The 11859-nt window shown below is 55.7% G+C and carries 9 protein-coding genes and 1 pseudogene; 4 read left to right on the top strand and 6 right to left on the bottom strand.

The annotated features are described in order from the left end of the window. The first annotated feature begins 104 nt into the window (after positions 1-104). Both RBB81_RS13565 and RBB81_RS13560 read left to right on the top strand, forming a co-directional pair. A complete protein-coding gene (locus tag RBB81_RS13565) occupies positions 105-305 on the top strand; it encodes a hypothetical protein (RefSeq protein ID WP_353071006.1) in 201 nt (66 codons plus the stop codon). 826 nt (positions 306-1131) lie between these two features. After that, a complete protein-coding gene (locus tag RBB81_RS13560) occupies positions 1132-2589 on the top strand; it encodes an L-serine ammonia-lyase (RefSeq protein WP_183788760.1) in 1458 nt (485 codons plus the stop codon). A 99-nt stretch (positions 2590-2688) separates the two neighbouring features. Here the strand turns inward: RBB81_RS13560 and RBB81_RS13555 are convergent, their stop codons facing one another. From RBB81_RS13555 to RBB81_RS13540, 5 genes and pseudogenes are all read right to left on the bottom strand, one after another. Continuing rightward, a complete protein-coding gene (locus tag RBB81_RS13555; RefSeq protein WP_353071005.1) occupies positions 2689-3462 on the bottom strand; it encodes a class I SAM-dependent methyltransferase in 774 nt (257 codons plus the stop codon). Positions 3463-3589: 127 nt separating this feature from the next. Continuing rightward, positions 3590-4381: an OmpA family protein gene (locus RBB81_RS13550; protein ID WP_423248082.1), complete on the bottom strand. Its 792-nt coding sequence runs from the start codon at positions 4379-4381 to the stop codon at positions 3590-3592. A 24-nt stretch (positions 4382-4405) separates the two neighbouring features. Next, a pseudogene (locus tag RBB81_RS23490) lies at positions 4406-4750 on the bottom strand (DUF937 domain-containing protein); the annotation flags it as partial. 189 nt (positions 4751-4939) lie between these two features. Then, positions 4940-6121 carry an acetyl-CoA C-acetyltransferase gene (locus RBB81_RS13545; RefSeq protein WP_353073934.1) on the bottom strand — a complete coding sequence of 394 codons (1182 nt, stop codon included), beginning with the start codon at positions 6119-6121 and terminating at the stop codon, positions 4940-4942. A gap of 761 nt (positions 6122-6882) precedes the next feature. Continuing rightward, positions 6883-7710 (bottom strand): hypothetical protein, encoded by an 828-nt coding sequence (locus tag RBB81_RS13540; protein ID WP_183788766.1) that lies wholly within the window; start codon positions 7708-7710, stop codon positions 6883-6885. 122 nt (positions 7711-7832) lie between these two features. Between RBB81_RS13540 and RBB81_RS13535 the strand changes: the two genes are divergently transcribed. Continuing rightward, on the top strand, positions 7833-8912 hold the full coding sequence (locus RBB81_RS13535) for an NAD(P)/FAD-dependent oxidoreductase (RefSeq protein WP_353071004.1): 1080 nt from the start codon (positions 7833-7835) through the stop codon (positions 8910-8912). A gap of 117 nt (positions 8913-9029) precedes the next feature. Continuing rightward, entirely contained in the window at positions 9030-10163 is a 1134-nt protein-coding gene (locus RBB81_RS13530) for a citrate synthase (protein WP_179582495.1), read from the top strand. Positions 10164-10273: 110 nt separating this feature from the next. Here the strand turns inward: RBB81_RS13530 and RBB81_RS13525 are convergent, their stop codons facing one another. Then, a complete protein-coding gene (locus RBB81_RS13525) occupies positions 10274-11518 on the bottom strand; it encodes a hypothetical protein (protein WP_348641554.1) in 1245 nt (414 codons plus the stop codon). Positions 11519-11859: the final 341 nt, after the last annotated feature.

Raw genomic sequence — 11859 nt, 5'->3', positions numbered from 1 at the left:
ATCAACCCATGCCCGCCATCCTCTCACGCGTTGGAAGCAGGGTATCACCGACCACGTTTGGTCGATTGCAGAGATGATTGGTTTGCTACCATAAGCCTACAAAAATGAAGACAGGGAAATTCATCACAGGCATTGCATTGGGCAGCTTTTTTGCTCTACTCGCAGCCGTCTCTGCTGGGGTGCTGCTGGCGCACCTTTACTACTCTTCTCGAGTGACGCTAACGGTGTTCACTATTGAAGTGATCCTGTCATTACTATGCTTTGGTTGGGCACTTCGTAGCGGGATCGCGAGAAATTCAAACTGATCCACTGGCGATTAAATCGGAAAATATGCTGCGAACTTCTGAGACGCTACACTAGCGAGTCGTAGCAGAATCTCGCGGCGTCAGGTGTTCGCAGCATGGTGCGATGGATACAGGTCGAGCATCGTTCCTGTTCCATAGCTCTCCGTCACTTCCAGTATCTTTGCCGGTCGCGTCTTTCTCGCGTTCAATCGCAATCACCATCTGTCGCGTGACGAAGAGGAGGTCGGCAAAGTCCTGTGCGTCGTCGAGCGGACATCGCGGAGCTCTCGTATGGTGTCGCGAAGGCAAGAACTCACGTGGCCATCCGGCAGGCAACAAGCTCGCGGAGGATGCGGACAGGGACGCAAAAAACCAGCAGGTGGAAGAGAATCCCACAAATATCTCTTCAAATCCAGCCCAAAAATCGCATGTCAAGCCCAAAACCCATCTAAACCTCTGAATTATAAGGAGATCCACTTGGCACTTTAGTTAGGTCTGACTGACTATACTTTTAAATAGTGGAGAGAAAGCCCAGGTTCCAGATAGGATTGCGCGCTAACTCGTTTGTTTGTAATATTCTGCAGGTAACTTCTTTGCTTGCAATATTTTACAGACCATGACTACCCGTAAACCATTGAAACGAAGATACTTACACGCGGGTAATATGGGGGGGGGTACCCCCCTCAGGACAGAAGGAGCCAGAAGAGCAGAAGGGGACGAAGATGCCAACAAAATCACGCATAGCTCTCTTCCGCCGCCTCGCCCTCGAGCTCCCGGTAGCCGCAGCTGAAATCTACCAAGTCTGCGCCTCAACCAAAGACACCCGCGGCCACCTAAAATAGCTTCCGTGAACACCAGCCTCTTCGAACTCTTCAAAATCGGCATCGGCCCCTCAAGCTCCCACACCGTCGGCCCCATGCGGGCCGCCCTCCGCTTCACCCGCGAACTCAAGGAAAAGAACCTCCTCGAACAAACCGCAAGAGTCAAAGTCGACCTCTACGGATCGCTCGCCCTCACCGGTATCGGCCACGGAACCGACCGCGCCATCCTCCTCGGCCTCCTCGGCGAAACGCCCGACACCGTCGACCCCTACACCGTCGAAACAAAGATCGCCGCCATTCGCAACACCAACACCCTCGCTCTCGGCGGAAGCAAAACCATCCCCTTCTCCGAAGCCGAAGACCTCAACTTCCGCCGCAACCAGATGTACCCCGATCCCGCCGTGCACTCGCACCCCAACGGCATGCGCTTCACCGCCTTCGACAACGCCGGCCGAAAGCTCGCCGAAGAAGTCTTCTACTCCATCGGCGGCGGCTTCATCGTCTCCGAGGCCGAACGCACCGCAGTATCCGCAACCGATACGCGCACCGTTCCTTATCCTTTCCGCAGTGCCGCCGATCTCCTCGCCTTGGCGAAACAACACAATCTCACCATTGCGCACCTCATGCTCGCCAACGAAGTCGCGCTGCTAAACGACCCGGCAATCTCTATTACTCGCCCGCAGACAATATCCGCTTCATCGCAGATCAATCTTTCAGCCGAACAAAAGATTCGCGCCAGCATCCTCGCCCTCTGGCAAACCATGCAGCAGTGCACCGAACGCGGTATCGCCACCGAAGGCATCCTCCCAGGGGGACTCAACGTTCGCCGCCGCGCCCATCGCCTCGCAGAGCGCCTTAACACGATTGGCTCCAAAGACCCTCTAGCGCCCATCGACTGGGTTACCGTTTACGCCATGGCCGTCAACGAAGAGAACGCCGGCGGAGGCAGAGTGGTGACCGCTCCCACAAACGGAGCCGCCGGAGTGATTCCTGCCATCGGTAACTACTACCTTCGCTTCATCGATGGAACCGAAGCAGAGAAGGAAGAGGGCATCCTCCGTTACTTTCTTACCGCTGCAGCGATCGGTATTTTGTACAAAGAAAACGCCAGCATCTCGGGCGCCGAAGTAGGTTGTCAGGGAGAGGTAGGCGTAGCCTGCAGCATGGCCGCGGGTGGGCTGGTCGCCGCACTCAATGGCACGAATGCCCAAATCGAACATGCAGCCGAAATCGCGATGGAGCACAACCTCGGCATGACCTGCGATCCCATAGGCGGCCTTGTCCAGATCCCCTGCATCGAACGCAACGGTATGGGCGCCGTCAAAGCCATCAACGCCTGCCGCATGGCCATGCACGAAACCGGCGACCACAAACTCTCCCTGGATCAGATCATCGCCACCATGTACCAGACCGGCCTCGACATGCAATCTCGATACAAAGAAACCTCACTTGCCGGACTCGCCCTCAACATCATCGAGTGTTAGTGACGTCGCGGCTTCTTTGACCACGCTGCGTCGGCGAAAGGTGGTGGCATGAAACAATAAGACGCGTTGCACAGAACAGAACTTCATAGCCTCTCATGATTAGCTGCCAGACCTCCCATTCCCCTGACAAGCCATGACCGAACAGATGGTCCCTGTGTGCAGCAACCCGTCATGCTCGAACCGCGCGAAGAAATCCTCCAGCGCAACTTGCATCCCCATATACCCCCCATCTCCGGGCTTCGGAGTTGCGGAAAATGACTGTGTCTGCCCCAAGAACTCGTCGAGAGTCTGCACCTGTTCCCCAGACACCTCCTGACGAACCACCGCTCCCTCAGCAAACAGAGGTGCAACCTCTACCATCCTTCGAGTCGGCTGGTGCGTTTCGCGATAGTCCCTTCCGAACTTCATCAAGATTTTTTCATACGCCTCCGCCTCAGCCGACCCATCCTGGCTTCGACGGTTGCTCGCCAGAACGACCCAACCAGCCGGTCTGAGGATTCGTCGGAACTCCCTCACGGCCCTCTCTCGGTCAAACCAATGCCAAGCCCGACCCACAGACACAAAATCCACCGAGGCGTCTGCTAGAGCGGTGTTTTCAGCCGTGGCCCTCCTCACCGTCAGCCCGGGCCAGGCCGTTGCCATTTGCTCGCAAGCCGCACGCATGTCATCATTCGGCTCTATCGCTACAACGGCATTCCCGTTTTCCAGAAAAAGCTCAGCCAGCATGCCTGTTCCAGCCCCGATATCTGCAACCATATGTTCCCGCTGCAGTCCGCAATGATCCGCCAGGATCTCAATCACCTTTGGCGGATACCGTAGGCGATACCGCTCATAGGATTCAACTCGCCCAGTAAATCTGTCGGTGTGTTTCATCGTGATAGGTAAGATGCGGTTTTCGTGCCCTCGGACAATAACTGTCTTCGTACTCCCACACAAGAAAGCCGATACAAATCTATGCATCGGCCCCTGAGACATTTATTCGACCGCTTCAATCGCGGTATTACTTCTGAGTCACCAGCAGAGAAATGCGGCGATTTTGAGCGCGTCCCTCCTCAGTGGCATTGTCGCCAACCGGATACTGATCTCCGTACCCCTTGTACTCGAGCCGCGACGAATCGATCCCTGCCCCCACCAAAGCATCCATCACGTTCTTAGCGCGCGCACTTGAGAGAGCAACATTTGCAGCTGCGTCCCCCGTGTTATCGGTATAGCCGCCAATCTTTACGTGAGCGTTGGGATAGGCTTTTAGAATCGCAGCAATATTGCCCAACTGTTCCTGTGAAGATGGCTGGAGTTCAGCTTTACCAGTGTCGAACAACAGGCGATCGAAATTAAACCATGTTGTTGTATCTGCGGGTTTGGACGAGTCCCCCAGAAAACTGATCAGTTTGCTCTCAATACCGAAGCGGGGAATATTTAGTTCGACCCCATCGGGTAGCTTCGTTTTAAAAAAGTCTCCAAGAGCCGAAGTGCCTGCATTTGCAGCCGCAGTTGAAGCAGTTTGGACTGCATCACTAACAGGCGCCTTGGTTCGATTGAAAAACCAAAACAGGCATAGCAACAATGCGACCAGCAGAACGACAGGCCACAACCAACGATTGCCGGTAGCAACCTTTGCCGGAACCGCCGCGGTTAGATTCGAAGCGCCACCGAACAAGCTACCAAGTCCGGCTGGCAGAAACCGCTGGAAGCTTGGGGCCTCCGCCTTCAACGTTGAACCAAGATCAGCAGCGCTCAAATTGTTCTGTCGAACGTGCTGCCCTAAAACTCCAAGAACCAGTGGAGCAGCCATAGCCAGGAGCGACCCAGCCTTACCGCTCGAAAGACCTACGGAACGACCGATCGAATCGGTCACTGAGGACGTATTTGAACCGAAGATGCTTGATAGAAACTGGCTGCCAAGATTTGCGACCGGGGAGGACGTAGCGCCCGAGGCCAACGATCCCAGATTCGACGTAAGGTTTGAAAGAGCGCTCGGACCGTTCGCGGGGTTTGTAATGAGACTAAATACCTGTCCCAGAAATCCAGGTTGACCGATCTTCGCGACAAGACCCGCGAGCATAGCAGCGGACCCAGTCTGCAAGCCGCGTTGGACGGTATCAGTAGACTCTCCAAGTTGCGAAGCCACTGGGCCAATCACCTGAGGACCCAGCAGACCCATGAGGCTTTCCACGATAGAACCCGCCATAAGTTCTCCTTTTTAGACAATGATTTTTGATTCAAATTAGGAATCAAACTAAAAGGGGCCCAGGTTTTGACACTCATTTCAGAAAATCTATAGATAGGGGCTTAAGATGTCCGTTTCACGAACTCCAGTTGTCCTCATACGGAAATTTTTGGTAGTGAAACATCACCCTCGTCCCACCGCTAACGCGACCGAGTTTCCTCCACCCAAACAAAGCGCAGCTATCCCCTTCTTCGCATCCCTTCGCATCATCTCGTAGATCAAGGTAACCAGTACCCGCGCACCGCTCGCTCCAATAGGGTGCCCAATCGCTACCGCACCGCCATTCACATTCACCCTCTTGGCATCCAGACCTAACTCCCTCATCACCCCCAACGCTTGAACGCTGAACGCCTCATTCAACTCGAACAAATCGACGTCATCCCGCTCCCACCCAGCTTTCTTCAGGACCTTCTGCACCCCGGTTACTGGAGCTAGCATCACCCACTTGGGAGCGACTCCGCTCGTAGCCTGCGCTTTGATCGTCACCATCGGCTTCAAGCCCAGCTCCTTTGCCCGCTCTGCCGACATCACCACCACCGCCGCAGCCGCATCATTCACTCCTGGAGCATTTCCCGCCGTCACAGTCCCATCCTTCCTGAAGGCCGGCTTCAAAGCAGCAAGCGCCTCCGCCGAAGCGTCCTCCCGCACACTCTCATCCCGCGACACCACGGTTACTGCACTCTTCTTCCCCGGCACGTTCACCGGCACCACCTCCGCATCGAACCGCCCCTCCTTCCAAGCAGCACTCGCCTTGCGGTGCGAAGCCAGCGCATAGGCATCCTGCTCCTCTCGGGTAATTAAATGCTTCTCCGCGACGTTCTCCCCTGTGATGCCCATGTGGTAGTCCTCACAAGCGCACCACAACCCATCCTTCACCATCGAATCGACCACGACTGAGTCGCCCATACGGAATCCCTTCCGCCCCTGCGGCAGCAGATAAGGTGCGTTGGACATCGACTCCATCCCCCCTGCCACCACAACTTCGGCATCGCCAGCCATCACTGCCTGCGCCGCCAGTGCCACAGCCTTCAAACCCGACCCGCACACCATATTGATCGTCATCGCCGAAACCGTATCCGGCAGCCCGCCTCGTAACGCTGCCTGTCGCGCCGGGTTCTGTCCCAGCCCCGCAGGGAGCACGCAGCCCATTAAACACTCGTCCACGCTCGCCGCATCAATCCCAGCCCGCTTCACCGCCTCGCGAACTGCGATGGCACCAAGCTCTACGGCCGTCATCTCCGCAAACGCCCCTTGAAACTTGCCCACAGGTGTCCGTACCGCAGCAACAATCACAACATCCTTCATCGATCGAAATACCTCGAGAAAAACTCTACTCCTCTGGTTGGACTTCGCACCAATCGGCAATCCGTGTCCCGAAGCGAAGACAGGTCCCCGTTCATAAGACAAACCCTCTTAATCCCCGCCATCTGTCTATCCTCGAATTCGTATGCCTATTAACAAAAATTTGAATCAGTAACATTCCGGCAATGCTGCGGTTCTTCCAAACCATCGCAAGTAGACACATACCTTCGCTCAGTGAGCTTTCCTCATCGCCGCGTTTTTGCAAAGGAGGACACACATTTGGACGTTCTCTTCGTATGCAACAAGCGCTCTCCTCTTCGACTCAATCTCCTGAGCCTCGGCTTGCATGACAACTTTTGTAATTCTTTCCATCGCTCCGATCACACAAAGGTCGTACTCTCACCAGCGTTTCATCTCTCAGCATTCACGGGCCGCCCTCGCTCCGCACAACTCCAGAACAAACTTCCAAAGCAGACGTGGCAGTCGTTTCGAACGTCCCCATGCAAAAAGAATTTGCCTTACCTTCATTTTTTGCTTGACAGTGAAATTTCGTAAATCTATACCTTCGTTAGCTGCATTGCAGCTAGTTGTAGAGTCAATGTCTAATCACTAGGGAGAATAGGCACATGGCAACCAAGAAAGCCGCAAAAAAAGCACCAGCGAAGAAGGCAGCAAAAAAGGCAACCAAAAAGTAATCCAACCAAGGCAAACAGAAAGGGGGACGCAATAAGCGTCCCCCTTTCTGCATTTGAAACAGCCTGTAGTTATGGTGTCGAAACCGCCTTCGCCGCGTTCTTCGGCGTCGATAGATATCCTGACACCTTATTCTTCTCGATTACATTCACCACCAACTCATACAGCACCGGATCCTTGCCGTTATAGAACTGCACCGGCTCATCCAGCCCTTTATCCTTCTTCTCAATCGTCCGGTCGTCCGAGCTCACATTCAATGTGTAGCGCGAATGTTTCTCGTCCGCCTTCTTCAGTTGCAGCTTGACCGTCGACAACAGCGTAGGTTTCGCGCCCTTCTGCAGCGTGAACTCCAAGTAGTTACGATCACCCTTGTGCTTTAGAACCTCCAACTCATCATGATTCGTAGCGATCAGCCCGCTCATCACACCGGCATCGCCGACCACGCGATTCAATTGCGTCTTGGTCGCCTCAAGGTCAGATTTTGTAGTTGCAACGTCGGTCTTCACACCGCCTACATCCGTCTTGACACTGGCAACATCGGTCGACACTGCGCCGATCTGCTTGGAATTTTTTGCCGCCTCCTCCTCCAGCTTCGCCGTCGCAACCTTCTGCTGCGCGATGATACTCTGCGTCCGCAGCTCAATCTGCTTCTGCGCAACACCAACGCTTTGTCCGAGCGTCTCGCTCGTCGCTCGCAGCCGCGCGTTGGTTGCCTCCAATTTTTCCGTCAGTTCAGTGTTCTTCTGGTCGGCCGCCACGATCTTCTGCTCTGCTGCGGCAAGATGATTTTGCAAACCGTAGCACCACACCAGTCCACCTAGCGCCGCCAGCAACGCGACCGCCACCACTCCAAGCAGTGCTCCCGAGATCGATCTCTGCTCCACGTACTCTTCGCTCATCACTCTCTCCTAAGCTTCTCTTCCTTTGAAGCATCGTGAACTCTGCTTTCACAGACTACTCGTCCGCGCAAAACAGACACACCCAAACTATAACCTCTCCCTAAGCCAACTAAACTAATTCCATGAACCACCCCGACGTGTGCATCGCTGGAGCCGGCATCATCGGCCTCTCTCTTGCCCTTGAGCTCCACGGCCGCGGCTACCGCGTCGTCGTACTTGACCGGGGCGCTCCGCTCGCCGAGTCCTCCACTGCGGCTGCCGGTATGCTGGCCGCCCATGATCCCGAAAACCCGCCCCAACTCCTGACTTTGGCCAATCTCAGCCTCTCGCTCTATCCCGAGTTCCTCGATCGTATCCGCGCCCTCTCCGGCATCAACATCCCCTTCCAGACCCACGCGACCCTACAATCCGTTTCTCCCAATACCCCAGCAAACACCGAACTGACCCAAGAAGATTTGGCTCATCTGCTTCCCGCTCTCACGCCGGGGGACTATCGATTCATCCTTCTCGACGAACACAGCCTCGACCCCCGACAACTCGCCTCAGCCGTCCTCGCCGCGATCGGTTCCACCAAGATCGATCTCCGACCGCATACTCCTGTCCTCTCCGCTCGTTCCATCGGCAACGAGGTTGAGATCACAACTCCCAGTGGCATCATTCATGCAGCACAGTTCATCAACTGCGCTGGAGCCTGGGCGGCCGCTGCTTCGCGCCTGCTGAATATTCCGGTGGTGCCCAAGAAGGGTCAGATGTTTTCCGTATCCCTTCCCTCCTCGCTTCCTCTGCAGTTCGTCGTCCGTACCCCCGACATTTACATTGTGCCCCGCACCATTGGCCCCGCTGCGGGTCGTGCCATCGTCGGAGCCACGGTCGAAGATGTCGGCTTCGACAAGACCGTCCACTCAATTGATATAGACCGTCTCCGTTTCCTGGCCTCCTCTCTCCTTTCGGCAATTGGTCACGCTCCTCAACTAGAAGCCTGGTCAGGACTGCGTCCCGCGACTCCCGACGGTCTTCCCCTCCTCGGAGTGATCCCAGGTCACCCGAATCACTTCATCGCCTGCGGCCACTATCGCAACGGTATCCTCCTCGCGCCAGCCGCCGCACACGTCATGGCAGAATTAATCGTCGGCGAAAGACCTCCCATAGACCTCTCGCCGTACTCTCCAGCACGATCCCTATCTCTGCTTCCGTCACCCTAGTTCGCACGACATCGCCGATATTCGCCCATCCCGTCGTGACAACCGTTTCTCCGCTGCGCTATAACCAGATGTACTTAGTTTGAGCCCGCATCAAATTCGCTCCTGGAGAAGCGCCTTATGTCCACCGCTGTCGCACCGAAAGGCCTGGAAGGCATCGTAGCCACCACGTCTGCCATCTGCTGGATCGACGGCGATGCTGGCGTTCTCTCCTACCGCGGCATCGATATCCACGAACTCGCGCAGCTCTCCACTTTCGAGGAGACTACCTACCTCCTCTGGTTCGGCAAACTCCCCAACGCGGCCGAGCTAGCTGAGTTCATCAAGCATCTCTCCGCCGCACGCGAACTGAATCCGAAAATTGTCGACTTCCTTCGCGGTGTCCCTGCCGATGCCACACCGATGCAGGTTCTCCGAACCGCTGTCTCTCTTCTCAGCATCTACGACGCCGACGAGGCCGACTGCACTCACGACGCTAACGTCCGCAAATCCTTTCGCCTGACCGCGCAAATCCCGATGATTGTCGCTCTCTTCGACCGCATTCGCAAACGCAAGCCCCCCGTCGAAGCCGACAGGTCTCTCTCCCACGCCGCCAACTTCCTGTGGATGCTCAACGGCGAAAAGCCCTCCGACACTGCTACGCGTGCCTTTGACATTGCCCTGATCCTTCATGCCGACCACGAGCTCAACGCCAGCACCTTCGCTGCGCGTGTCATCGCAGCTACCCTAGCCGATATCCACTCAGCGATCACCGGTGCCATTGGCGCCCTCAAAGGCCCTCTCCATGGCGGAGCGAACGAGGCGACTATGCGCCTTCTCTACGCCATCGATAAGGCAGGTGCTGATCCCGTCGAGTACGTCAAGCAGATGTTCGCCGAAAAGAAAAAGATTTCTGGCTTCGGCCATCGCGTGTACCACACAGAAGATCCCCGGGCGACCCATCTCCGCCGCATGTCCGAGGAACTGGGCAAAGCCGCCGGCAACACCAAGTGGTTCGACTTATCCCGCAAGATTGAGCTCTTCGTAAAGCAGGAAAAGAAACTCAACGCCAACGTCGACTTCTACTCTGCCTCTACCTACACCACCCTCGGTATCGATATAGATCTCTTCACGCCCATCTTCGCCATCAGCCGGATCTCAGGCTGGGCCGCCCACGTCATAGAGCAGCACGACGACAACCGCCTCATACGCCCACGCGCCGACTACACCGGCCCGGCCTACCCTGCGAGCTACACCTCCATCGAAAAACGTTAACTTTTACACCTTCCTACTAACTAGCGGCACGTAGAATCCCACCGATTTTCCGACTTTCCTAAACACAAAAAGGCAGCCCTTGCGGGCTGCCTTTTGTAAGCTATAGGGGTCTAGTGATGAGCAGGATGATGCACGGGTGCTTTGGTCGGAGTCTTCTTCGGCTCGACCACAGCTCCATCGCTCATCGTAATCAAAATGGGGCTGGGGGTGAATGACGCGTAAGTGCCGCTCACGGTGACCTTCGCTCCCGCCGCGGGTGGCGTCTTCAACGGCGCCGTCAGCTGGAAGATAAAATCTGCCGTCTTGGATTGCACGGCATCGTCAGAAACAGCAACTTGCAGCGCAGTATCGGAGACAGATATTACAGTCGAATCTGGGAATTGGACTGACTTACCCTTCATGGTATCCCAGACTTTTGCAGCATCCTCAGGCTTGCCATTGGCAAGGATGAACTCTTTATCACTGATCGCCAGTGTAGAAAGGTCTGGCGTGCTTGAGATAACACCGGCGACAATATCGGCTGGCGACGGCGCCGGTTTGATCTTAAAGTCGGCAGGTGGATTAAGATTCGTTTGCACGGCAGCCGTGACTGCATCGTAGCCATCGTCAGCACCGTGATACTTTTTGTAGCAGAACTTCGCGAGCGGCAACATCTGGCTCTTGTAGGGCTCGGGCGCAAAAGCCGCGGCACGCGATGCGTACCAGGTGCAGTTCACATAGTCGGGAGGAGTCGACTGGTAGTAAGCCTGCCCCAGAATAAAGGTGTCCTGTAAGAGCACGCCGGGGGTCTGGGTCTGCGCGACTGGAACGCTACCCAATTCAGACTTGTAGTTTGTAATCGCGGTAGCGGTATCTTTCTTGTTCAAAGCAGCCGCACCAATCGCGCCGTAGAACACAGGAGTCGCTGCGTCTTTGACCTTGGCGAAGTCTGCGTCGCTCATATCTGCCGGTTTGGTAGTGACCGCCAGCCCCTTCTGCGCAAACTCGGCCGCCTTGTCCAGCGCCGCCTGCTTTGCGGTCGGGTCAGTCGCCTGATCTCCCTGCTGTTTCCGGAAGTAAACCTCAAAGGTCAGGGCGCGCAGATTGTTCGGGTCTACCTGCAACAGCCGATCCGCTGCATCCAAGGTCTTAGCTGGATCAAATGCAGCATACGCCAGCATCAGCTGCTCCAGCACGGATGCTTTCACCGGGGACTGCGGATAGGCCGTCAGATAAGCTTCAATTGCGGATGCTTTGGTCTGGGGCGTGGTCTGGCTTATCGCATCATTATAGGCTTTATATTCAGCAGGCGACAGCTGTACTCCGCCGCTCGCGGCCTGCGCGTTGGAACCAAGATTGACCTGGGTTTGTGCCACAAGGGGTCCCGCAGCACTTGCCATGCTAGCGACCGCCAGGAGAGACGCAACGACTACCTTCTTCATTCCACACTCCTCAATAAATCTTTCTTTCAAATGTGTCACCGATGCTTCCGGGGCCACTTGGATATAAGACGAAACAGAAACCGATCATAATGCCTCAGTGGTTGTCCTCGCCGTGCCTAACCCTTCGGCCAGACGGTTGAAGTGTTCGTAGCAATCCGGGATGATGATGCGGATTATAGAAACGCCGTTGCTCAAAACGCAAGCTGACCCAACCTTTAGCAGCAATAAAAGTGTTATACACGAACAATCGCGTCCGGGGACTTCATAGCGAACAA

This window comes from Tunturibacter gelidoferens, assembly GCF_040358255.1.
Lineage (GTDB): Bacteria > Acidobacteriota > Terriglobia > Terriglobales > Acidobacteriaceae > Edaphobacter > Edaphobacter gelidiferens.
The sequence above is the reverse complement of the archived record's forward strand: the minus strand, read 5'-3'. Positions and strand labels throughout refer to the sequence as shown.